Raw genomic sequence first — 24,250 nt, 5'->3', positions numbered from 1 at the left:
GCAGAGCGCCCAAGGAACCCAATGAAAGTCCTATTTCTGGTGCAGAAGGAACAGCGGGCGATTCTCGACCGCCTGTACGATGGCGTCGCGGCCAACTGCGAGTGCGACCTGCGCTGGTTGACCAGCGAAGACCAGCGCAACCTGCGCCGCTATTTCAAGCGTGAAGTGCAGGTCGAGCGTTATGACCGCATTGTTTTCTTCCTGCGTTTCAAACAGGAAATCCGTCAGGCGGCATTCATCCGTACGGTGCCGAACCTGGTCATCCTCGAGCACGATGCCTACCAGAACTACATCCCGTGCAAGTACACGGGCAAGTTCAGCGCCCATTACCGCAAATTGCCCTGGGCGCGGGTGATCAGCTCAGGCTACATGGTCAGCGAGCGCCTGCGTCAGGAAGGTTTCGACGCCGTGTTCGTGCCCAAGGGCTACGACGAGCAACTGCTGGCCGACCAGGGGCGTGAGCGCGACATCGAACTGGCCTTCGTCGGCAGCACCAACAGCGTGGCCTATAGCGGCCGCAAGGCACTGCTGGACGAGCTGGGCCGGGTCGAGAACCTGGTGGTGACCCGTACCAAATCGGGTGAAGACTACTGCAACACACTCAACCGGATCCGCTTCTTCGTCAGTGCCGACGTCGGCATGGGCGAATACATGATCAAGAACTTCGAAGCCATGGCCTGTGGCTGTGTGTTGCTGGCGTATGACCAGGGCGAGGAAGAGAACCGCGCACTGGGCCTGCAGGACATGCACAACGTGGTGTTCTATGACAGCATCCCGACCCTTCAGGAAAAGCTCCGCCGTTTGCGCGCGGACCCTGAACTGGCCCGGCAGATTGCAGAAAATGGTCGCCACCTGGCGGTTTCCCGTTTCAGTTTCGGGGCTGTTGGACGTAGCATCGTCGACCACATGCGCCCGGCGCTCAGGCCCCATCCGCCGTTGTCTGCATGGCAGCGGCTGCGCCTGAAGCTGGGCATCTAACATAAGAACTTTCGCGCCTGTGGAACGGGCGTTGGAAGTCGAAGTCGCAATGCGGAGGGAGTCCGGTGCGCTTTTCAAATGAGAGTGATGTCACGCTCGTCGTGACCAGTTGTGGGCGGTTCGATCTGCTCAAAGATACCCTTGAGAGTTTCGATCGCTACAATACCGCGCCCATTCGCGAAGTGTTCATCACCGAAGATTCCGGTGACGATGCCGTGCATGCCGCTGTGCCTGAGCACTGGAAACCGCACTGCAAGGTGTTCGTAAACCGGCCCAAGTTGGGCCAGTTGCCGTCTATCGACCTGGCCTACAGCCACGTCAAGACGCCCTACATCTTTCACTGCGAGGACGACTGGCACTTCTATCGCCAGGGCTTCGTCGAAGACTCCCGGGCCATTCTGGAGGTCAGCCCTGATCTGCTGCAGGTGTGGCTGCGCAGCCATGCCCATGACCTGGCCATCCACAGCCCTTACATTCACCTGGGTGATCGCCGGGTGATCGCCGGGGTGCCTTGCTACCCACTGCTGTCCGATAAGGCCGAGTGGCAGGCGTTTTCGCTCAACCCCGGGTTGCGCCGTTTGAGCGATTACCAGCGTTGCGCGCCATTTGCCGCCTATGCTGGAGAGAAGGCACTTTCCCGGCGTTATTCTGAGTTAAACCTGACAGCGGTCACCTTGGAGGGTGATGCAGTATTGCACACTGGATTTGGTAATCACGTGACCTTGCCCATCGAAGTGGAACGCAAGGCCAAACGTCGTAAACGTGATCGGATAAAGTTGGCATTGACGCTGGTGGCGGGTGCCGTGATTGGCATGGGAATCACCATTTTTGTTCAGTGAAGTCGCTGTCCCACCTGACATGAGCGGGAGAGGGCCCATGAACATCGTCAATGTGATGTGGGCGGGTGGAACGCCGTACATGTCCATCCACAAGGTGCATCGGCAGGTGCTGTCGCACGCGGGTGCCGATGCCCGGATCAGTAACTGGCTGCTGCTGGGTAGCGGGCTTTGCTGTGGGCTTGGCTCGACCCGGGAGTGGCATATGCCGTCACGGGCGCTGAAAGGGCGGCACTTCTGGCGCCTGTTGCGCCCATGGTTGCGCATGCGCTTGCGCAAGGCGCTGAACGAGGCCCAGGCTGAAGTCGTGCTGCTCGACGGTGTCGGTGTGGCGCGGTTGGTGTTGCCATTGTTGCAGCAGGTTCCGCAGGTACGTGCCAAGGTGCTGTTCCACGGCAAGACGCGCCTGAGTCCTAGTGATGTGCGCCTGCTGCGCATGTTTCCGGCCGAGCGTCTGAGCATCGCCGCCGTTTCACAGACACTTGCCACGTCACTCGAACACGACCTGGGCAGGCCGGTGCAGACCTTGCGCATGGCCCTTGACCCGCTGGCTTTCGCCGAACCGTTGTTGAGCCGGGAGGCGGCCAGGCAAGCCCTGCAGCTGCCCCAGGTAACCGGGGTGATGCTGGGCGCGGTCGGGCGACTGGTGGAAAGCAAAGGTTTCGAGATGCTGATCGAGGCGTTCGCCAAGGCCTGTATGCGGCAGTCGGACCTGCAGTTGGCAATCATCGGCGAAGGCCCTCTGCGTGAGGTGCTGCAAGCCCGTATCGACGCGCTGGGCCTGGCCGGGCGCGTTCACCTGAGCGGTCACCGCGACGACCTGCAGCAGCTGTACCGGGCCTTCGACTGGCTATTGGTGCCTTCGCGCTCCGAAGGCCTGGGGCTGGTGGTACAGGAGGCGGTCATGGCCGACGTGCCGGTGGTATGCAGCGACCTGCAGGTGTTCCGCGAGCAGTTGCAGGACACCGGTGGCTACCTGCCCGTTGCCAATGAAAATGCCTGGGCCGAGGCGATCGAGCGTTGCTCGGTGCTCGGTGCCCCGGCGGTAGCTGCCCGGCAGCGCCAGGCGCTGGCCCCGGAGCAGGCCTGGCAAGCATTCTGCAATGGCTCGCAAAGCCTGCTGCGCAGTTGACGCTCAGCGTGCCAGCAGGGCTGCCTCGAAGGCGGCAAGGGGGAACCGGTCACCCAGGTTCTCCCGCTCGATATAACGCACCATATGCTGCACATTGCGCCGAATCATGCGCGCCGACAGCGGCGGACGCAGGAAGCGCATGTCGGCAACGTCGATCAGGCCCAGTTGCTGGTCGGGGGTGACCACCACATTACCCAGGTGCAACGAGCGGAAGTACACGCCGCTGCGATGCAGCTGGCGGATCAGTTCGATCAGGCGCGGCAGGTAGGTGTCCCAGCTGAAACCCTCATCGCGCGACATCTGCAGCAAGGTGCGCCCTGGCAGCGGGCGGTACAGCACGGCGGTACGCCCTGGCAGGTCGAGCTTGTGCTGGCTGATCACCTCCAGGGTGGGGATGCCCAGTTGTGCAAGGCGTGCGGCGTTGTCGACGAAGCGCTGCGAGTACGGGCGCAGCAGTGCAGATGAAATCAGCCGCTTCCTACGAAAAACCTTGAGGAAATTACCATCCGCGAGCAGGTAGACTTTGGCGCCATGGCTATCTGCCTCAAGCACCTGTGCGCCTTGTGTCAGCTGATCGAAGTCGACCTGGGGGAGCCGGGAGCATTGCATGAATAGAGCCTTGTCGTCGGGCGAACAGAATGACCGGCAATAATGCCGAAAATAATGTTGTAGCACCATTGGATGGTGTCTTTGATTCATCGGGGGAAAGGATGTTGTATCAAAAAAACTGGGCGCAAGCCTGGTTGGGGTTTGGTCTGGTCTGGTTCCTGGCAGCGATTGCCCTGGCACCGAGCAACAAGGTTTATCAGCAAGGGCTGGTGTTGTTCCTGTGGTTGCCGACGCTGGTAATGGCGTGGTCCGCAAGGCACGTAATAGTGCAGGCCTGGCGGCGTCAGCCGGCCTTGTGGGGGAGTGTGTTGCTGCTGCTGGTGTGGAGTGGGCTCAGCCTGGTCTGGTCGGCCGCGGAAAACCCGGGGCGCGAGGCCAAGCGCCTGCTCTACATCCTGGTATTCCTGCTGGCGTTCCCGCTGCTGGGCCAGCTTGGCCAGGCCCGCATTCGTCAGCTGTTGCTGGCCGGCAGCGCCTTGCTGGCCGTTGCCGCATTGATCTCGGTAATCCATTTCTACGGCGTGCTGGGCATGCCTCTGCTGGCCCGGCTGGAGGGCATCGGCGAGATATCGCACCCCATTCTGGGTGCCTATGTCATCGGTTCGGCCGTGCTCTTCCTGCTTTACGAGCCGCCGCGGCAACGTGGCCTGCAGTTGTTGTGGCTGGTGGCGCTGGTGTGCCTGGGGTTGTTTGCCATGCTCAGCCAGAGCCGTGGGGCAATCCTGGCCCTGGTGCTCACCGTGATCCTGGCCCCGTTGTGGTTCCGTGACCGCCACAGCCGGATGTTTGCCGTGCTGGCGGCCATCGCCACCGGCCTGGCCTTCTATCTCGTGTACGACCTGATCGCCCAGCGCGGTTCGTCCTACCGGCCGGAAATCTTCCACGCCGTGGTCGACATGATCGCCGCACATCCCTGGACCGGCCTTGGCCTGGGCGCTGCCTACGACGTGAGTGCAGTGGGCAAGCACTTCGACCACACCCACAACATGTTCACCCACATCGCAGTGGAGTTGGGCCTGCCTGGCATGCTGCTGTGGGTCATGGTGTGGCTGTACACCTTGGGCGAAATCGTCCGCGCACGTGGCACGTTGTTCGGCAAGATCCTGCTCGGTTTCTGGGTCTACTCCACCCTGGCCATGCAGTTCGATGCCGCCAGCCTCACTGGTACGCCACGTGCCGAATGGTTCATCAGCTGGCTGCCCGTTGGCCTGGCCATGTTGTTGCCATGGGGGAGTGCCGAAAATGATGCCTGTGGTAAAATTTCCGGTTCAACCTGAACAGCGAGCTTGATAATGGCCGAAACACCGCGACCGGCGGAACACACCTCCAGCCTGAAGATCTACTTCCGGCTGCTGAGCTATGTGAAACCCTATGTCGGCATTTTCCTGCTGAGCATCATCGGTTTCGTGATCTTTGCCTCGACCCAGCCGATGCTGGCCGGGATCCTGAAGTATTTCGTAGATGGGCTGAGCAACCCCGAAGCGGTGTTGTTCCCAAACGTCCCCTACCTGCGCGACCTGCAACTGCTGCAGGCGGTGCCGCTGCTGATTATCCTGATCGCCGCGTGGCAGGGTCTGGGCTCGTTCCTCGGCAACTACTTCCTGGCCAAGGTTTCCCTGTGCCTGGTGCACGACCTGCGTGTGGAACTGTTCAACAAGCTGCTGGTGCTGCCTAACCGCTACTTCGACAACCACAACTCCGGGCACCTGATCTCGCGCATCACCTTCAACGTGACCATGGTCACTGGTGCTGCGACCGATGCGATCAAGGTGGTGATCCGCGAAGGCCTGACCGTGGTGTTCCTGTTCGGCTACCTGCTGTGGATGAACTGGCACCTGACCCTGGTGATGGTTGCCATCCTGCCGGTAATCGCGGTGATGGTGAGCGTCGCCAGCAAGAAATTCCGCAAGCAGAGCAAGAAAATCCAGGTGGCCATGGGCGACGTCACCCACGTTGCCTCGGAAACCATCCAGGGCTACCGCGTGGTGCGCAGCTTCGGCGGCGAGGCCTACGAGGAGCAGCGTTTCGGCAAGGCCAGCCAGAGCAACACCGACAAGCAGTTGCACATGACCAAGACCGGCTCGCTGTACACGCCGATGCTGCAGCTGGTGATCTACACCGCCATGGCCGCGTTGATGTTCCTGGTGCTGTTCCTGCGCGGTGATTCCACTGCTGGTGATCTGGTGGCTTACATCACCGCCGCCGGCCTGTTGCCCAAGCCGATACGTCAGCTTTCGGAAGTCAGCTCGACCATCCAGAAGGGCCTGGCCGGCGCCGAAAGCATCTTCGAGCAACTGGACGAAGAGCCTGAAGTGGATACCGGTACCGTCGAGAAGGAGCGGGTGGAAGGGCGCCTGGAGGTGCGCAACCTCAGCTTCACCTACCCGGGTACCGAGCGTGAGGTGCTGAGCGATATCAGCTTCGTAGCCGAGCCAGGGCAGATGATTGCACTGGTCGGCCGCTCCGGCAGTGGCAAGTCTACCCTGGCAGCGCTGATACCGCGCTTCTATCACCACGACCAGGGGCAGATCCTGCTCGATGGCGTGGAGATCGAGAACTATCGCCTGCGCAACCTGCGTCGCCACGTTTCGCAGGTGACCCAGCATGTCACCCTGTTCAACGATACCGTGGCCAACAACATTGCCTATGGCGACCTGGCCGGCGCCCCGCGCGCCGACATCGAAGCCGCTGCGGCCGATGCCTATGCCAAGGAGTTCGTCGACCGGCTGCCGAAAGGCTTCGATACCGAAGTGGGTGAGAACGGCGTACTGCTCTCCGGCGGCCAGCGCCAGCGCCTCGCGATTGCCCGGGCACTGTTGAAGAATGCGCCGCTGCTGATCCTCGACGAAGCCACCTCGGCGCTGGATACCGAGTCCGAGCGGCATATCCAGGCTGCCCTGGACCATGTGATGCAGGGCCGTACCACGCTGGTGATCGCCCACCGTCTGTCGACCATCGAGAAAGCTGACCAGATCCTGGTCATGGACCAGGGGCGCCTGGTCGAGCGCGGCACCCATGCCGAGCTGCTTGCGGCCAATGGCCATTATGCCCGCCTGCATGCCATGGGCCTGGATGAGCCGGCCAAGGCCGATATCACCTGAACCCTCGTTGATCGGGGCCATCGCGGCCCCGATTGTCACGGGAATTTTCCTGGGGTGATCTGGCCATAAAGCCGTCGTCTACCCTGTGCTAATATCCTGCCCCTGTTCATTATTTCCATATGGGTTGCCCATGAAGTTGTCCATGCCGCGTTTCGATCAAGCCCCGGTACTGGTGGTCGGCGATGTCATGCTCGACCGCTACTGGCATGGCGGTACTTCACGTATCTCGCCTGAAGCGCCAGTCCCGGTGGTCAAGGTCGATCAGATCGAGGATCGCCCCGGCGGCGCGGCCAACGTTGCCTTGAACATCGCCGCCCTGGGTGCACCGGCTTCGCTGATTGGCGTCACCGGCCAGGATGAGGCCGCCGACAGCCTGGCCAACAGCCTGCAAGCTGCAGGCGTGCGCTCGGTGTTCCAGCGCATCGCGCACCAGCCGACCATCGTCAAGCTGCGGGTAATGAGCCGTCACCAGCAGTTGCTGCGCATCGATTTTGAAGAGCCATTCGCCACCGACCCGCTGTCGCTGGGTGCGGAGGTCGAGAGCCTGCTCGAGGGCGTCAAGGTGCTGGTCCTGTCCGACTACGGCAAGGGCGCACTGAAAAACCACCAGAGCCTGATCCAGGTGGCGCGGGCCAAAGGTATTCCGGTGCTGGCCGACCCCAAGGGCAAGGATTTTTCCATCTACCGTGGCGCCAGCCTGATCACACCCAACCTCAGCGAGTTCGAGACCATCGTCGGCCGTTGCGCCGATGAGGCCGAGCTGGTAGCCAAGGGCTTGCAGCTGCTGCAGGACCTGGACCTGGGCGCCTTGTTGGTGACCCGTGGCGAGCACGGCATGACCCTGCTGCGCACCGGGCAGCCGGCGCTGCACCTGCCGGCGCGGGCGCGTGAAGTGTTCGATGTGACCGGTGCCGGTGATACCGTCATCTCCACCCTCGCCGCGGCCATCGCTGCCGGCGAGGACCTGCCCCACGCGGTGGCCCTGGCCAATCTGGCAGCGGGCATCGTGGTCGGCAAGCTGGGTACGGCTGCGATCAGCGCCCCCGAGCTGCGCCGGGCGATCCAGCGTGAGGAAGGCTCCGAGCGCGGCGTGCTCGGCCTGGAGCAACTGCTGCTGGCCATTGATGACGCGCGGGCGCACAAAGAGAAGATCGTCTTCACCAACGGCTGCTTCGACATCCTGCATGCCGGGCATGTCACCTACCTGGAGCAGGCGCGGGCCCAGGGTGATCGCCTGATCGTCGCGGTCAACGACGATGCCTCGGTCAGCCGCCTGAAAGGGCCGGGCCGGCCGATCAACAGCGTCGACCGGCGCATGGCCGTGCTGGCCGGGCTGGGGGCGGTGGACTGGGTCATCAGCTTCCCCGAGGGTACACCGGAGAACCTGCTGAGCCAGGTCAAGCCGGACGTGCTGGTCAAGGGTGGCGACTATGGTATCGACCAGGTGGTAGGGGCCGATATCGTCAAGGCCTATGGCGGTACCGTGAAGGTGCTGGGGCTGGTCGAAAACAGCTCGACTACAGCAATCGTCGAGAAGATTCGCAAGAACTGATCGAGCCGCTGAGGCTGCCTCATTACCTGTTGGAGCAGCCTTGTGCTGCGAAGAGGCCGGTAGGGCAAAGCATTTCTTTAGCTCTACCGGCCTCTTCGCAGCACAAGGCTGCTCCTACAGGGGCGGCACAGGCCTCGGAATCTTACTTGTGCAGCGAAGTACGCGCCCGCTCCAGCAGTTCTCGAGCCTTGTCGCCAAACCGCTGCAGGTGTGAAGCCCGCACCGGCTTGTTCTCCACCAATCCCTGCTGCTTCACCCAATCCTTCCAGCGCACCCGCTCGTCCGTGACCACCCAGCCATCCTGCCGGGCAAAACTTTCGGCCAGGTACAGCCCGCGCGTGCTTGCCGGCACCAGTTCGTCCTTCTTCACGGTATACAGCTCGGCCAGTGGCTGGCCGTCCTTCAATGGCATCAGGTACAGGTCTGGTCGTTTGCGATTTAGCCGCGCCACCAGTTGGTCGCCCTCCAGCCGCTCATCAACGTGGAACAGGCTGAGCTTCTTGGCGTCCCGTGGTACCTGCAGGCGCATATCGTAGATCAGTTGCAGCGAGGCGGTGGGCAAGTGCACATACGCCCGCGGCCGTTCCAGCAGCATCAGCTTGCCGCAGTGCACCGGGCGCGCGGCACCCGACTCCGGGGCCAGCACGAAGTGCGGCGTTTCGCGGTAGTGCAGGGCGGCAGCGTAGGGAATCGGCAGCCAGGTGTCATTGAAGCGCCCGCCCAGCCAGCCTTCCGGGGTTTCCAGCAAGCATTCCTCGGCCACTTCCTGCACAGCCGTGTGCAATGGCAGGTTCAGTTCTTGCGCCGGCACATAGCCGGAAATCAGTTTCAGGACCACATCGCCACGGTCTTGCCGGCGCTGACGTACCAGCACCCAGTAATCGCGGTTCTGCCAATGCAGGGTCAGCCGTACCGACACGCCCAGGTTGGCCAGTTCGACCACGAAGCGCTGCACGTCGGGCAACTGGATAGCCTTGCGCCGCTGTTGGATCTGGGCAAAATTCAGCGGCATCCCGATGCTCTGGTAGATCAGACCTTCGGGCGTGGCCTCGACATGTAGCGGTAGTGTCTTGAAGTTGCTCGGGTTCTTGCGGATCAGCGTTCGCGCCACGAGGCTCCTCCTTGCGTCGGGTCAGTCCAGGCCCATGGGCCCGGGGCAACTCAATGCTGGCCCAGAATACGGGCGACGGTGGCCACGTTGTGGGCCAGGTGCAACGGATTGATGGTGCCGACGATAGCACTGCTCACGCCCGGGTGGGCGAACAGCAGCTCGAAACTGGCTTGTACCGGGTCAACGCCCAGGGCAAGGCAGATATGCCCACTGGCCAGTGCCTTCTTCACCAGGATGGCCTTGCCGTGTTCGGCAGCGTAGTCCAGCACCGGGCGTTCTGCCTGTTCGTTGAGGTTGTAGGTGACCATGGCGCAGTCGCCTTGCTCCAGTGCCTTCAGGCCGCCGGTGACGGTCTTGCCAGACAGGCCGAAGCCGAGGATCTTGCCCTCCTGCTTGAGCTCGGCAAGGGTCTGGTAAACCTCCTGCTGTTCGAGGATCGCCAGGTCGTTGCCGTCCGAATGCACCAGCACCAATTCGATGCGGTCGGTTTCCAGGCGCCGCAGGCTTCGCTCCACCGAGCGGCGGGTATGGGCGGCGCTGAAATCGAAGTGCGATTGGCCGTTGTCGAATTCTTCGCCAACCTTGCTGACGATCACCCATTCATCGCGCTGGCCGCGCAGCAGCGGGCCCAGGCGTTCTTCGCTGCGGCCGTAGGCTGGGGCGGTGTCGATCAGGTTGATACCCAGCTCGCGGGCCTGGGCCAGCAGCAGGCGGGCTTCGTCGTCGCCGGGGATGGTGAAACCGGTAGGGTACTTGACGCCCTGGTCGCGGCCCAGCTTGACCGTGCCCAGGCCCAGCGGCGAAACCTTTAAACCGGTGCTGCCCAAGGGGCGATGGAAGTCGTGCAGGGTCGGCAGGCTCATGGCAGCAGTTGCTCCCAGGCCGGTACGCCCAGCGGTGGGCGTGGCAGGTCAGCCAGGTCGGCCTGCGCCTGTGGGCGGATACCGTCGCGCTCCAGGTGGCTGATGACCCGGTCGCTGAAGTCCGGTGCCAGGGCCAGCTTGGTCGGCCAGCCCACCAGCAGGCGTTGCTGGTCGGCGAGGAAGGCGTTGTCCGGGCGTACCAGGCCCGATTGCGCCGGTTCCGCTCGGTCGACCCGCAGGGTGGCCCAGCGCACTTGGCTCTGGTCGACCCATGGCAGCAGGCTGGCGATTTCTTTCTGTGCCGCGGCGATTTGCGCAGCCGGCTCGCGGGCAACGCCGTCGGCTTCGGCCAGGTCGCCACCCAGGTACCAGACCCACTGGCCATCGGCGGCCGGGTGGGTGGTCACCGTCACCCGTGGCTTCGGCCCGCCGCCCAGGCAATGGGCGTAAAGCGGTTTAAGGTTGGCACCCTTGGCCATCACCATATGCAGCGGGCGTGTCTGCATGGCTGGCTGGTTCAGGCCCAGGGCATGCAGCAGCTGCTCGGTGCCGGCGCCGGCGCTGAGCACGATACGCTGTGCGCGGATGTCGCGCTCGTCGACGCGCAGGCCAACCAGGTCTTCGCCCTCGCGCAGCGGCTCGATGTGCTCACCGGCCAGCAGGCTGTCGCCTGCCAGCTCGGCCAGGTTGGCCAGCAGGCTGGGCACGTCGATGACCAGCTCGGCCAGGCGATAGACCTTGCCCTTGAAGGCGCGGTCCTGCAGCGCGGGCGGTAGTTGCTCGCCCTTCACCTGGTCGACCCGGCCGCGCACGGCCTTGCTGGCGAAGAAACTGGTGAGATTGCCGGCCAGGGTGCCAGGCGACCACAGGTAATGGGCGTCGGACAGCAGGCGAGTGCGGGTCAGGTCCAGCTCGCCGCTGCCGCTCAGCGCTTCGCGCCAGCGTCGCGGCATGTCGGCGATGGCTTCCGAAGCGCCGGTGAGGGCGCCATGCAGGGCGTACTTGGTGCCGCCATGGATGATGCCCTGAGACTTGATGGTCTGCGCGCCGCCAAGGCTGGCGCGTTCCACCAGTACTGTCGAGTAGCCCAGTCGGCGCAGGCGGGCATTGAGCCAGAGGCCTGCGACCCCGGCGCCGACGATCAGCACGTCAGTGGAAATGGCAGATGGCATGGCGGTACCTCGAAGACTGGGACAGCTGGCAAGTATACAGGGTCGGGCCGATGTGGGCTTTGCGTTCCTGGGGCTGCTGCGCAGCCCTATCGCGATACAAGGCCGCTCCTACAGGCCCCGCGCATGCCTCGGTCTCTGTAGGAGCGGCCTTGTGTCGCGATAGGGCCGCGAAGCGGCCCCAAAATCCATCAGGCAAACATCAATGCCCAGCAGTCTTCGAAAACAGCTGAATCACCACCACCCCACCCACAATCATCGCCATCCCCAGCATCGCTGGCACATCCAGCTTCTGCCCATAGATCACCAGCGCTGCCACACTGATCAGCACAATCCCCAGCCCCGACCAGATGGCATAGGCGATCCCCACCGGAATGCTGCGCACCACCAGGGTCAGCATCCAGAAAGCAATGCCGTAACCAACCACCATCAGCAGCAACGGCAAGGGCGTACTCAAGCCTTTCACCGCTTTCATGGAAGCGGTGGCGATGACTTCGGCGCAGATGGCGATGGCGAGGTAGGTGTAGGCATTCATGGCGAGATCCTCCGTTAGCTGACCGCAGATTCTAGTCCCACCCCGAATGGGGTAAAGTCATTACCTATCACTATGCGAGATAGGTTGATGGCCGAGCACTGGAACCTTGAACAGTTGCGTACTTTCCTGCGCGTTGCAGAACTGCGCTCGTTCTCTGCCGTGGCCCGCGAGCAGCGCAAGGCCCAGTCGGCAATCAGCAGCGCGATCGCCCTGCTCGAAACCGACCTGGGGGTAACCTTGTTCGAGCGCAGCAGTGGCCGGCAACCCAAGCTGACCGAGAACGGCAGCGCCCTGTTGGAAGATGCCCGCGAACTGTTGCGCCAGTGCGAGCGTCTGGATGGCCGTGCGTTGGCGCTGATGCGCGGGCAGGAGGCCTTGTTGCGGGTCGCCCAGGACGAAGCCATGCCCTATCAGCCGGTCATTGACAGCCTCGACGAACTGGCCAGCCGCTACCCGTTCCTGGAGGTGCAGCTGGCCAGCGGTGCCCAGGGCGATGTGGCGCGCAAGCTGGTGGAGCGGCGCGCCGATCTTGGACTGTTCTTCCACCACGAGAGCATCCCGGCCTCGCTGGAGCGGCGCGCCTTGGGTAGCGTCGAAATGGTCACGGTATGCGCGGTCGGTCACCCGCTCGCCGGCGAAGGCCGGGTTACCCGGCAGCAACTGGCGCGCCACCGACAATTGTTGATTGCCCCGCAGCAAAGCGGCTACCCCGGCGGCGAAGCGATCAGCCCGCAGGTGTGGCGCGCCGACAGCTTCTACGCCATGGCCGAACTGCTGATGCGTGGCCTGGGGTGGGCCTGGCTGCCGCGGCACGTGGTGCAGTACCCGACCTACCAGGCGCACATGGTCGAACTGGACAGCGAGTGGCGGCCACCGGCCTTGGTGGTGGAGCTGGCCTGGCGTCGCGACGAGCCGCTGGGGCCTGCTGCGCAGTGGCTGGCCGAGCGCTTTGCGGTGCACCTGCGCGCGATCGGGTAAACTCCGCGGCCATGAACAGAACTCTCTTTACTTTGTTGTTTCACCTGGGCCTGCCGCTGGTTGCGCTGCGCCTTTATCTGCGCGCGCGCAAGGCGCCGGCCTATGGTCAACGCATTGGCGAGCGCTTTGCTTTCAGGCTGCCGCCCATGCGCCGGGGCGGCATCTGGGTGCACGCGGTATCGGTGGGCGAGAGCATTGCGGCGGCACCGATGGTGCGCGCCTTGCTCAAGGCCTACCCGGAATTGCCGATCACGCTTACCTGCATGACCCCCACCGGTTCAGAGCGTATTCGCGCCATGTTCGCCGACGAACCACGCGTGCAGCATTGCTACCTGCCCTACGACCTGCCTTGGGCGGCAGGGCGCTTTCTCGACCATGTGCAGCCGAAGCTGGGCATCATCATGGAAACCGAGCTGTGGCCCAACCACATCCACCAGTGTGCGAAGCGCGGCATTCCGGTAGCGCTGGCAAACGCACGCTTGTCTGAGCGCTCGGCCCGTGGCTATGGGCGCTTTGCCAGGCTGACCCGGCCGATGCTGGCCGAGATGAGCCTGATTGCCGTGCAGACCGAAACCGAGGCCCAGCGCTTCCGTGACCTGGGCGCGCGTCCGGATTGCGTACAGGTCACCGGTTCGATCAAGTTCGACCTGAAGATCGATGAGCAACTGTTGCCGCGTGCCAAGGCATTGCGTGAACAGTGGGGGGCTGCACAGCGCCCGGTGTGGATCGCGGCCAGCACCCACGAAGGTGAAGATGCGTTGATCCTGCAGGCACATCGGCAATTGTTGCAGGTGCATGGTGATGCCCTGCTGATCCTGGTGCCGCGCCACCCCGAGCGATTCGCTGCGGTGCATGCGCTGTGCAGCGAACAGTTCACCACCGTGCGGCGCTCTGCCGGCACGCCGGTTGATGCGCAGACTCGCGTATTGCTCGGCGATACCATGGGCGAACTGCTGTTCCTCTATGCCCTGGCCGACATTGCCTTTGTCGGTGGCAGCCTGGTGGCGACCGGCGGGCACAACCCGCTGGAGCCCGCGGCGCTGGCCTTGCCGGTGCTGATGGGGCCGCATGTGTTCAACTTCCTCGAAATCAGCGCGATGCTACGCGAGGCAGGGGCGTTGCAGCAGGTGGACGATGCCGACGGGCTGGCCGAAGCGGTGCGGCGGCTGGTCGAGTTGCCGCAGGATGCACAGCGCATGGGCGAGGCGGGCAGGGCGGTAATGTGGGCCAATCAAGGGGCTTTGCAGCGGTTGCTCGATGGGCTGGGTGCCTTGATCCGTTGATTTCCGACATATCCACTCAAATGCCCATTCTAGAGTGGATATGATTAATTTTAGTCATTCTTTCCTACGACACTAGGTATAACTTCCTACATTGAATTTTTCGTCGATAGGAAATTTCCTACGAATATTGCTTTAAAGTCAGAAGTGTCCCACGCATCTGTCGGAGCCCTGTAGGACGCTTGTCCTATTGTTTCAGGCTAGTATCGCCTCATGTTCAGTTTTTATATGAGGTGGCGTGGTGCCTGATTTGACTTATGGGTGTAATACCAGCGCTATTGAAAGTGGGCTGGTCTGTCTGATTACGCTGGCGCGTTATCATGATATAGCCGTCTCTGCCGAGCAGTTGCAGCACGACCATGCACCGGCGGGTGAGCGATTCTCGACTGGCGCAATACTCCGGGCATTTCAGCAACTAGGTCTCAAGGCCAAGCATTGCAGCATCGATCCGAATCGGCTTAAGCATGCGCCATTGCCTGCCATTGCCGTGGATACGCGTGGTGAGTATTTCATCATCGCTCGCGCGGAAGGTGAGCAGGTTCTGGTGCAAGACCCAGGTTCCCGTGCACCGCAAGCGCTGACCTCGGCAGAACTTGCCATGCGCTGGTCGGGAGAACTCATTCTGGTTCGCTCCGATGCCCAGTTGCCGCATGGGCTGTCGCGTTTCGATCTGACCTGGTTCATTCCAGCCGTGGTGAAGTACAGGCGGCTATTTGGCGAAGTGCTTGTTGTCTCCTTGGTCATTCAGATATTGGCGTTGCTGACACCTCTGTTCTTCCAAGTGGTAATGGACAAAGTACTGGTGCATCGTGGGTTGACCACACTGGATGTTATCGCCCTGGGCTTGTTGGTCGTGGTTCTATTTGAAACATTGCTGAGTGGTTTGCGTACTTATGTGGCAGCTCATACAGCATCAAGGATTGATGTCGAACTAGGTGCAAGACTGTTCAGGCACTTGATCGATCTTCCCGCCGCCTACTTTCAGGCCAGGCGAGTCGGTGACTCGGTTGCCCGAGTACGCGAACTGGAGAACATCAGAAGTTTCCTGACCAACAACAGTATCACGCTGTTGCTAGATGTAGTGTTCACGGTGGTCTTCATCGCTGTCATGTTCCTTTATAGCAGTTGGTTGACGTTGGTGGTCGTCGGCTCATTGCCTCTATATTTTCTCGTATCTCTGGTCGTTACCCCACTGCTACGGGCGCGGATCGACCAGAGTTTCCAGCGCGGCGCCGAGAATCAAGCATTTCTGGTGGAGGCGGTGAACGGCATCGATACGCTGAAGTCGATGGCCGTGGAACCGCAGATTACCCGGCGCTGGAACAATCAGTTGGCTGCTTATGTATCGGCCAGCTTCAAGACCCAGAACCTTTCCAACCTCGCGAATGAGAGCGTAGGCCTGATCGGCAAGCTGGTCACGGTCGCCACGTTGTGGCTGGGGGCTCGCCTGGTCATCGACGGCGAACTCACGGTGGGCGAGCTTATCGCCTTCAACATGCTGGCAGGCCGCGTCTCGCAACCCATTATCCGGCTGGCTCAACTCTGGACCAGCTTCCAGCAGACAGGCGTATCGATTCAACGCTTGGGCGACATTCTCAACACCCGTACCGAGGTCAACCAGGGCAAGGGTACGGTGCTGCCAACACTCGCCGGGCAGATCGAGCTCGACCGTGTGTGTTTTCGCTACCGGCCGGACGGGGGCGAAGTCGTGCGCGATGTCAGTCTGAAGATTGCTGCCGGAGAAGTGGTTGGCATTGTAGGTCGCTCGGGGTCAGGCAAGAGCACGCTGACACGCCTGATCCAGAGGTTGTACTCACCCGAGCGGGGGCGGGTATTGCTCGACGGTGCTGACTTGGCGGTAGCCGATGTGGCTTCACTGCGTCGGCAGATCGGTGTGGTGCTGCAGGAGAACGTGCTTTTTCGGCGCACCGTGCGCGAGAACATCGCCCTTGGCAACCCGGCGGCACCGCTTGAAGAGGTCATCGCCGCAGCGACGCTGGCGGGGGCCCACGAGTTCATCCTCGAATTGCCGGATGGCTATGAAACCTTGGTCGGCGAGCACGGTGCCAGCCTGTCAGGTGGTCAGCGACAGCGCATTGCCATCGCCCGGGCGCTGTTCGGCAACCCACGCATCCTGATTTTCGACGAGGCCACCAGCGCGCTGGACTATGAGTCCGAACGGATCATCCAGCAGAACATGGCGCGGATCTGCGCACAGCGCACGGTGATCATAATTGCCCACCGGCTTTCGGCTGTACGTCACGCCGACCGTATCGTGGTCATGGAGCGCGGGCAGATCATCGAGCAAGGGCCTCATGACGAGTTGGTGGGCAAGCCACAAGGCACCTACGCCTATCTGTATCGGCTGCAACTTGGGGCTGCCGTATGAGCACGGCCTTCAAGGAGCTTTTCGAGCGCTATCGGGAAGCGTGGCGAGGGGCCTGGCGACAGCGCCGACGCATGGATGGCCCCATCCATGAGCCGGATGAGCTGGCCTTTTTGCCTGCGGCACTGTCCCTGCAGGAAACACCAGTACATCCCTTGCCGCGCTACCTGCAGTGGAGCCTGCTGACGTTCATCGGGCTGGCACTTGTCTGGGCTTGCATCGGTGAGATCGACGTCGTTGCCAGTGCCGAGGGCAAGATCGTACCCAGCGGCAGGAGCAAGCTGATTCAGGCCAGCGAGGTCGCCGTGGTGCAGGCGATCCATGTCGTCGATGGCCAGGCAGTGCGCAAAGGCGATGCGTTGGTCGAGCTGGAAGGGCAGTTGACCGAGGCCGATGTAAAGCGCTTGGGCAGTGAACTGCTGGCGGCGCGGATCGACCAGGCACGAGCCAGCACACTGCTGAGTGCGCTGGACGGCGATGACGCGCCTGCTTCCCTGGCACCACTGATACCGCAGGCCACGGCCGCGCAGCAGGCAAGCGCGCAACGCTGGCTGGAAGGGCAGTACCTCGAGCTTCAGGCCACGTTGGAGCAGGCTGATGCCGAAATCGGTCAACGCGCTGCCGAAATCCGTTCTGCCCAGGGCCGGGCTGACGCGCTCCGGCAACTGCTGGTTATCACCCGCCAACTGACGGCGGATTACAAGCTTTTGTTCAGTGAATCGGCCGTGGCCAAGCACACCTACCTGGAAAAGGAACAGGCCCGCCTGGAGCAAGAGCGCGAACTGGCACTCCAGCGCTCACGCATCGACGAGTTGAACGCTGCACGGCTTGCCGCTCAGCACCGTCGAAGCGGTGCCATTGCCCAACTGCGCAGAGCCATGCTCGATCTTCACGGTGATGCGCAGCGGCGCATTGCAACCCTTGAACAGGAATTGAACAAGGCCGAGCAGCGCCATCGCCTCAAGGTTCTGACATCACCCGTTGACGGTACCGTCCAGCAATTGGCCATCCATACCCAAGGTGGTGTGGTTACACCCGCGCAGACATTGATGGTCATTGTGCCAACGGGCCAGCCGGTGGAAGTGGAAGTGAAAGTCGAGAACAAGGATATCGGCTTTGTATATCCGGGGCAGCCGGTGGAAGTGAAAGTCGAGACGTTCACGTTTACCAAGTACGGGGTTGTGCCGGGGGTGGTGGAGAGTGTTTCTGATGATGCCATTGAAGATGAGAAGCGGGGGTTGGTTTATAGCGCCCGAGTCCGTCTGGGTAAAGAAATATTGCGTGTAGGGAAAAAGGATATGCCGTTGACGGCGGGTATGTCAGTGCGTGCGGAGGTTATTGTAGATAAGCGCAAGATTATAAGTTACTTCCTAAGTCCTTTGCAGCGGCATGTGCAGGAAAGTTTGACGGAGCGCTGAATGAATATCAAGAGACTGTTCTATTGCTTGTATGTGTTGGTTTGGAGTTCTCTAAGAGTTTGTGCCGCTGTGCTCTTGCTGGTTCCTGTGTTGGCTGTAATTGATATGGTTTGGCAAGGTGAGCCTTGGAATAGGCGAGAGAGGATAACGGCAGATCCGATAGTATGCGGAAAAATATCGGGGGTGGTATATGAATTTCCTAGGTCGTATTTTCCGTTCTGGCCAGAATACGAAGGCAAAAGTTCTTTTGACTCCGGGTTTGTGAATAACAAGAAAGGCTGTGACGCAAATCTTGTATCTGTTTTGTTGTCAATGACTTGGCCGGGGCTTGTACCGGCTGATGATAGGTTGGTATTTCAGCAGGGCTTGGAGCATGAAGGTTTGTTGGTTGCGGTATCACCTGTAACCGCTAGAGAGGGAGATTTACGACTTCAACTCGAATTTCTGTTGAGGAAGAGCCCTAATGGAATATTCGCGCTTGCTGAGTACGATGAGTCAAGCAGCCTCTATCGCGTTGAGGGGCGTGACGCAGTATTTGAAAGCCATAAAAAACTTATCTACTGGAGCGGTAGGTTAGATGACATTTCTTCTGTGGGTTATTGCAGTTGGCGGCCGCGGAAGCCTAACTACTATTCGTGTGAAATGACTTTTGTTGCACTCGGAGATGTGCTGGTTAAGGTAATAATGCGTCCTGACAAATTAGGACGATGGATGGAAGTGAAACGCTCGTTGGAACAGTTTTTGATTAATAGTCGAAAGTGAGGTTCTAGATGTCTGGATTGACTGAAGAAGATGTAAAAAATGCCCGGAAAATTTTTGAGTTCCAGGGTGTTGGCGAGATGTATGACTATATGGCTATGAAAGGGGATCGGTATGCGGTGCTTGCTAATGGTGTCGCTAAAGGTAATTCCATAGCAGGGCTGGCTGCTATAGATTTCATGCGGCGAACCGAAGCGGATGCCGGGCGGCCTATGAGTGCGGAAGATGTTGAAAAAGTAAGGTTGGAGATGGGTAAAGCCTATTTGGACCTTCAAGAGCGGAGGGTGAAAGAAGGGACGATTGGTGGTGATCTTGGCCATCTGGAAGTTTGGAAATTTCACAGTGACGTATTTGAGAAGCTAGGTAGGTCGAAAGATGCATGGACTCTTAATTCTGTGTTTGAATTGATGAGGAGTGATGCTCGTGAAAAATACTGGCAAGATGTGCTTGGCTCAGCGGGGGACCTTTGGGAAGAGATAAAGTTGTCTATAATTACGGATAAGGATGTCGCTCTTTCAGCGGCGATTGGTCCAGACCAAATGCGTCCCGTGGCCAAGTATTGGAAAGCGCGCATTGATTCACCAGGAGGAGTAGGGTCTTTCCTCTTTTCTTTAGCTGAAGTCACGGGAAAGAACATCGCGGACGTAATTTCCGATCTCATTGATTTGGGTGTGAAAGAGCCCGCACTCCCAGTTTTGAATATCGAAATTACCCCCGCAACCGAATCCCGTCGCGACCTGCAAGGCCAAGACGACATCCGCAACGACGTCTCCAGCGGCTACGTCAACCGCCGCCTGACCCACAGCATCGCTTTCACCGACAGCACCCTCGACAACACCGACTTCACCTCCGCCCAGTTGGGCAGCCTGGCCACCGGTGGTATCCGCCCCGGCGAGATCCAGCTCGACCCCAACGTGCGGCCGAACCAGCACCTGGCCGAGTTCTATCGGGAGGGTAGCGAACAGCCGGACTTCAGCCTGCGTAACGCAGTGGTGCTCAACGGGCTGGCGGCGATGACTACGGTGAACACCTTCGTCGACCCTCTGTTACTCGATCTGAGCGGGCAAGGTGTGGGCTTGGCAGGTATCGAGGACGGCGTGCTGTTCGATGTCGATAACAGCGGTATGTTACGTCGTACAGGCTGGGCAGATCGTGTGACCGGGATGCTGGTACATGACAAAGGCACCGGGCAGGTGAGCAACATCAGCCAACTGTTTTCCGAATACTACGGAGGCAAAACCGGTAGCGATGGCAACTCCGGCGAAACACCGTTCAAAGATGGCTTCGCCGCCCTGGCAAGCGTGGACGCCAACGCCGATGGCGCTATCAACGTTGAAGATGCTGTCTGGGCACAATTGAAGGTGTGGGTCGATGGCAACCATGACGGGCGTGCCGATGCCGGAGAATTGAAGGCATTGAAGGAGCATGGCATCAGCCAAATCAAGCTCGGTCAGGTCGAGCCGGTGGGGGAAGCACGTCAGGGTAACCAGGTCCTCTCCCGCAGTACATTCACCATCAATGGCGAGGACCGGGAAGTACTGGCGGTGAAGTTCCTCGCTGATACCGTCGGCAATCGGATCGAGGCTCAAGGTGGCGGTACGGTACTGACTTCATCAAGCGGGCCCACTTCCCGACGGGCTTACATCAGCCAGAGTCCTCAAGGCAGCACTCTGGACGCCGCCGCGCTCGGCGTGGACACGCTGCACGGCGCCGCAGGCGATGATGTCTTGACCGCAGCCCCGGGCGGCAGCTGGCTGGTTGGCGGCGCTGGCAGCAATACCTATCACGGCGGGGCGGGCGATGATGTATTCGTGATCAGTGCCAGTGACGACTGGGCGAACATGCACGGCAATGGCGGGCGTGACACGGCGCTGATCGTGGGGGAGCAGGGCGTTGGGCTGAACATGGCCAAGGCCGGGTTGACCATCGCGCAAGGAGGGCGGGGTAGGGACATCATCGCCAGCGGCGGTCAACGCGGAGTTTTCATCAAGGGCGGCTCGGGCGATAGCTTGCTGATCGGTGGTGGTGGCGACGATGTGCTCGTCGGTGGCAGCGGCCGCAACGACATCATTGGTGGTACCGGCAAGTCCGTTATCTACGCAGGTCCAAATGGGGATCGCATCCAGGCCTCGGCGGGCGGCAGCATTATTTACGCTGGTGGTGGGGCGGATCGGATTACGGGTGGGGCGGCCGATGACGTGATCGAAGCCGGTCGGGGCGATGCCACGATCGATGGAGGCGCGGGAACCAACTTGGTCAGCTTGCATGGTGCACACGACGAGTACCTGATCACGCGTACCGAATCGGGTCACCAGATCACCGACACCGTGGCGGGGCGAGACGGCCGCCTGACCCTGAGCAACATCCAGAAGCTCAGCTTCGCCGATATTGCCGCTATCGATCTTCTCGGCGCGGGCGCCATGCCAATCGGCGACAGGCTCTCGCCTGAGCAACTGGCTACCTTCACCACCACTGACACCGCGCTGATAGTCCCTGCGACGGCGCTGCTGGCCAACGACCAGCCATTCAACAGCAGTGGGCCATTGCGCATCGCGTCGGTCAATGCTGGCAAGGGCGCTACAGTGCGGCTGAACGAGCAGGGTGATGTGGAGGTCACGCCGTTGCCTGGCCATGACGGTGATGTCAGTTTCCGCTACGACCTGGTCGATGCGGCCGGCAACGCCTCCATGAGTGTTACCGAGGTGGGCAGCGGTGCATCGGCACCCTTGCGCGCGACGGTAACGTTGCGCCATGAGCAATCACCTGGTGACCCGCTCTCTGGGCGGCAGTGGTATCTGGACGAGATCGATGTCGCGCCAGTATGGCGTGACTTCACGGGCAAGGGCGTGAGGATCGGGCAGTTCGAGCCTGGCGGTGAATTTGCCGTCGCGCCGGAAATCTTCGATATCGAGCACCCCGATCTCAAGCCGAATATCGACCCCATCTGGCTGCAAACCCAACGTACCAATGGCACGCTGGCTGCCCTGGCGTCCAATCATGCCACCCAAGTGGCGGGTGTCATGGTTGGAGCGCGCAATGATCAAGGGGGAATCGGCATTGCATACGATGCGAAGATCGGCGGGCACTACCTGGCCAACAAAGGCGACGACCTGACCAACCTGGGGCAAATGGTCAACTACGACATTGCCAACAACAGTTGGGGGTTCAAAAAGGACTTCGCATTGGGGAATGTTCCGGAAGGCAAGGTCGATACCGCTCTGGCGCTCGCTTTCAGTACTACGCTTGCGGCCACCAATGGTCGTGGCGGGCTTGGCACCATCGTCGTCGCCTCTGGCGGCAACCAGCGCGACAAAGGTGGTAGTGCCCAGGGCTCGCTGACCAACAACAACCGCCACGCCATCGAAGTAGCGGCGATCAATGCAAAGGCAGACCTCTCGGTGCTGCAAGCTGCCACTGCACCCTTTTCCAACCCAGGTTCCAGCTTGCTGGTCGCTGCACCAGGAAGCCATGTGTTGTCCACTGGCGTCAGCCTTGAAGCGGAGCGCGGTGCATCGGTGGGCAGCGCCTATAGCACGACCCAGGGCACCAGTTTCGCTGCGCCGATTGTATCAGGCGTGGTGGCGTTGATGCTGCAGGCCAATCCGGGGCTCGGTTATCGGGACGTCCAGCAGATCCTCGCACTGTCTGCGCGCAAGGTGGATGACGCATCCACCCAATGGGCCTACAACGCAGGGCGCAACTGGAACGGCGGTGGCATGCACACCAGTCACGACTACGGTTTTGGTATGGTCGACGCCCGTGCGGCTGTGCGTCTTGCCGAGTCATGGGGTAGCCAGGCGACCAAGGCCAATGAACGGGTGCTGACCGCTGCCAGTGAGCCGCTTGCCCACCAAGTTGCGGCGGGGCAGGTCGCGACTTTGTCCTTGACCCTGCCGGCTGATGTGCTGGTGGAGCATGTGGAGGTCGATATCCATTCGATGGTGGGCCGTCTGGGTGACATGACGCTCACGCTGGTGTCGCCTGGCGGCACGCGGAGTGTGCTGCTCGATCGCACGGGCAAGGCACCGGGCTCCGGTGATGACGATCTGGGCGATTCGCGCTCAGGAGCGTTCAAATATGGGTTCATGTCGACCCATCATCGCGCAGAGCGCTCAGCAGGGGAGTGGAAACTCGAGGTGCGCAATGCCGATGCTGGTTTGCCGTTGACACTCGATCGCTGGACGTTGCGCCTCGTTGGCAGCCCCGGCACCATCGATGATACTTATTACTTCACCGATGACTATGCGAACCTGGTGGCAGAAAACGCCGGGCGAGCGCTGCTTGACGACGCAATCAGCGGCACCGCTGGCGGGCGTAATACGTTGAATGCGGCTGCGGTAAGTCGCAGTATTTCGGTGGATTTGGCCAGTGGCAGTGCCAATATCGCCGGAGTGGCGCTGACCATAGCCTCTGGTTCGGTGCAGAACCTCATCAGTGGCGACGGCGACGATACCTTGATCGCTGGGCCCGCCGGGGCATTACTGGATGGTGGCCGTGGATACAACCTGCTCAAGGGCGGGGAGGGTACTGACCGCTATGTTATCCACAGGCGTGCAGCCGGAAACGATGTACTCGAGCAATTCGAAACTTCGCGTGAAGTGATCGATCTGGTCGGTTTTGGTGGTTTAGGGTTTGCTGACCTGCAGATGCGACAGGACGGCAATGCGGCTGTGCTAGACCTTGGCGATGGGCAGAAGCTGACGCTTGCGGGCAAACCGATCGCCGAACTGCAGCCAGCGAACTTCCGCTTCCTTGACGCATTCACTGCTGCGCCAGGTTACTTCGAGGGCAGCCCTGAAGTGCAGGCGCCTCCGCCTGTCAACGCGAATGTTCTGCTTACCGGTGGTGCAGATGGCGTGTCGCTTACAAGCGACGAATCGGGGCAGTTGGTGGCTTCTCTGGCAGGCACGATCTATGCCCCGCCAACGGTTGCGCCCAGCGTGTTCCTGGTGACAAAACAAGAAGGTGTGAGCGATTACAAAAACACCCTGCGGGGGTTCCGGCACGGTATCGACAAGATTGACCTCAGCCAGGTAGGCATCAGTCGCTTCGAGGATCTGCAGGTCAGCAAAGTCGAGCGCTTCATGCTTAATGACTTTGCACAGATTCATGGTGTGGCCGTTGATACCCAGGCAGTGCCGGGGCAGGAAGGTATCGTGAATATACTGTATCTGGATGCGCTCGAAGTTGCGCAAGTGACAGCGGAGGACTTCATCTTTGCGCAGCCGGCAATAGTCACCTCTGAAATGGTTGCCATGCCTGAGGCCTTGGCCCTTTCAGCGGGGGCATCTCTGTTTGTTGTCGAGCACTCGCTGCCGAGCCTGGGAAATCTAGTTGATGCAATGGCTGCGTTTGCCCCTGAGCCCGCTGGCTCTGCGCTGATCGGGGATATGTCGGTTCAACGCATCGACTCGACGATTGCCGTAGCGGCCTAGTCGCTGTCCTGTAGCGGCTGGAGTGATATTTGATGGCCCTATCGCCGGCACGCCAACTCCCCCAGGTTACCCCGCGGTGGGAGCGGGCTTGCCCGCGACTGGTCCAAC

At 61.0% G+C, this 24,250-nt stretch carries 17 protein-coding genes; 12 read left to right on the top strand and 5 right to left on the bottom strand.

Going from position 1 to position 24,250, the window contains the following annotated elements:
* The first annotated feature begins 21 nt into the window (after nucleotides 1-21).
* The 3 genes from GEV38_RS24930 (at nucleotide 22) to GEV38_RS24920 (ending at nucleotide 2,946) form a co-directional block, all read left to right on the top strand.
* Nucleotides 22-978: a glycosyltransferase gene (locus GEV38_RS24930; protein WP_015272035.1), complete on the top strand. Its 957-nt coding sequence runs from the start codon at nucleotides 22-24 to the stop codon at nucleotides 976-978.
* A 65-nt stretch (nucleotides 979-1,043) separates the two neighbouring features.
* Nucleotides 1,044-1,817: a glycosyltransferase family 2 protein gene (locus GEV38_RS24925; RefSeq protein WP_039612457.1), complete on the top strand. Its 774-nt coding sequence runs from the start codon at nucleotides 1,044-1,046 to the stop codon at nucleotides 1,815-1,817.
* Nucleotides 1,818-1,854: 37 nt separating this feature from the next.
* Nucleotides 1,855-2,946 (top strand): glycosyltransferase, encoded by a 1,092-nt coding sequence (locus GEV38_RS24920; protein ID WP_015272033.1) that lies wholly within the window; start codon nucleotides 1,855-1,857, stop codon nucleotides 2,944-2,946.
* Between the two features lie 3 nt (nucleotides 2,947-2,949).
* Here the strand turns inward: GEV38_RS24920 and GEV38_RS24915 are convergent, their stop codons facing one another.
* Entirely contained in the window at nucleotides 2,950-3,555 is a 606-nt protein-coding gene (locus GEV38_RS24915) for a toluene tolerance protein Ttg8 (RefSeq protein ID WP_015272032.1), read from the bottom strand.
* A 101-nt stretch (nucleotides 3,556-3,656) separates the two neighbouring features.
* Here GEV38_RS24915 and GEV38_RS24910 point away from each other — a divergent pair, with 101 nt between their 5' ends.
* The 3 genes from GEV38_RS24910 to hldE all read left to right on the top strand — a co-directional run bounded on the left by GEV38_RS24910 (nucleotide 3,657) and on the right by hldE (nucleotide 8,208).
* The gene (locus GEV38_RS24910) at nucleotides 3,657-4,832 is read left to right on the top strand and encodes an O-antigen ligase (RefSeq protein ID WP_054572166.1); all 1,176 of its coding nucleotides are present in this window, start codon (nucleotides 3,657-3,659) and stop codon (nucleotides 4,830-4,832) included.
* 15 nt (nucleotides 4,833-4,847) lie between these two features.
* Nucleotides 4,848-6,656, top strand: coding sequence for a lipid A export permease/ATP-binding protein MsbA (gene msbA, locus GEV38_RS24905; protein ID WP_013974473.1), 1,809 nt, complete (start codon nucleotides 4,848-4,850; stop codon nucleotides 6,654-6,656).
* A gap of 130 nt (nucleotides 6,657-6,786) precedes the next feature.
* Nucleotides 6,787-8,208: a bifunctional D-glycero-beta-D-manno-heptose-7-phosphate kinase/D-glycero-beta-D-manno-heptose 1-phosphate adenylyltransferase HldE gene (gene hldE, locus GEV38_RS24900; RefSeq protein ID WP_015272030.1), complete on the top strand. Its 1,422-nt coding sequence runs from the start codon at nucleotides 6,787-6,789 to the stop codon at nucleotides 8,206-8,208.
* 142 nt (nucleotides 8,209-8,350) lie between these two features.
* Here the strand turns inward: hldE and GEV38_RS24895 are convergent, their stop codons facing one another.
* The 4 genes from GEV38_RS24895 to GEV38_RS24880 form a co-directional block, all read right to left on the bottom strand.
* The gene (locus GEV38_RS24895; protein ID WP_054572165.1) at nucleotides 8,351-9,319 is read right to left on the bottom strand and encodes a hypothetical protein; all 969 of its coding nucleotides are present in this window, start codon (nucleotides 9,317-9,319) and stop codon (nucleotides 8,351-8,353) included.
* Between the two features lie 50 nt (nucleotides 9,320-9,369).
* Nucleotides 9,370-10,182: an aldo/keto reductase gene (locus GEV38_RS24890; protein WP_054572164.1), complete on the bottom strand. Its 813-nt coding sequence runs from the start codon at nucleotides 10,180-10,182 to the stop codon at nucleotides 9,370-9,372.
* Nucleotides 10,179-11,354, bottom strand: a complete 1,176-nt coding sequence (locus tag GEV38_RS24885; protein WP_015272027.1) for an FAD-binding oxidoreductase — start codon at nucleotides 11,352-11,354, stop codon at nucleotides 10,179-10,181. Before GEV38_RS24885 ends, GEV38_RS24890 begins: the two co-directional genes overlap by 4 nt.
* Before the next feature lie 199 nt (nucleotides 11,355-11,553).
* Entirely contained in the window at nucleotides 11,554-11,886 is a 333-nt protein-coding gene (locus GEV38_RS24880; protein ID WP_008095055.1) for a multidrug efflux SMR transporter, read from the bottom strand.
* Nucleotides 11,887-11,973: 87 nt separating this feature from the next.
* Between GEV38_RS24880 and GEV38_RS24875 the strand changes: the two genes are divergently transcribed.
* From GEV38_RS24875 to GEV38_RS24850, 6 genes are all read left to right on the top strand, one after another.
* Nucleotides 11,974-12,864, top strand: a complete 891-nt coding sequence (locus GEV38_RS24875; protein ID WP_013974467.1) for a LysR family transcriptional regulator — start codon at nucleotides 11,974-11,976, stop codon at nucleotides 12,862-12,864.
* An 11-nt stretch (nucleotides 12,865-12,875) separates the two neighbouring features.
* Nucleotides 12,876-14,147 carry a lipid IV(A) 3-deoxy-D-manno-octulosonic acid transferase gene (gene waaA, locus GEV38_RS24870; protein WP_054572163.1) on the top strand — a complete coding sequence of 424 codons (1,272 nt, stop codon included), beginning with the start codon at nucleotides 12,876-12,878 and terminating at the stop codon, nucleotides 14,145-14,147.
* Between the two features lie 238 nt (nucleotides 14,148-14,385).
* Entirely contained in the window at nucleotides 14,386-16,533 is a 2,148-nt protein-coding gene (locus tag GEV38_RS24865) for a type I secretion system permease/ATPase (RefSeq protein ID WP_054572208.1), read from the top strand.
* Nucleotides 16,530-17,948 (top strand): HlyD family type I secretion periplasmic adaptor subunit, encoded by a 1,419-nt coding sequence (locus GEV38_RS24860; protein ID WP_054572162.1) that lies wholly within the window; start codon nucleotides 16,530-16,532, stop codon nucleotides 17,946-17,948. The genes GEV38_RS24865 and GEV38_RS24860 overlap by 4 nt, the downstream gene beginning before the upstream one ends.
* The gene (locus tag GEV38_RS24855; protein ID WP_137137739.1) at nucleotides 17,949-18,710 is read left to right on the top strand and encodes a hypothetical protein; all 762 of its coding nucleotides are present in this window, start codon (nucleotides 17,949-17,951) and stop codon (nucleotides 18,708-18,710) included.
* A gap of 536 nt (nucleotides 18,711-19,246) precedes the next feature.
* Entirely contained in the window at nucleotides 19,247-24,142 is a 4,896-nt protein-coding gene (locus GEV38_RS24850; protein ID WP_236222123.1) for a S8 family serine peptidase, read from the top strand.
* Nucleotides 24,143-24,250 lie beyond the last annotated feature (108 nt).

The sequence above is a fragment of the Pseudomonas sp. 13159349 genome (assembly GCF_013305685.1).
Classification (GTDB): Bacteria; Pseudomonadota; Gammaproteobacteria; order Pseudomonadales; family Pseudomonadaceae; genus Aquipseudomonas; species Aquipseudomonas asiatica.
This window is presented reverse-complemented; position numbering and strand designations above follow the sequence as displayed.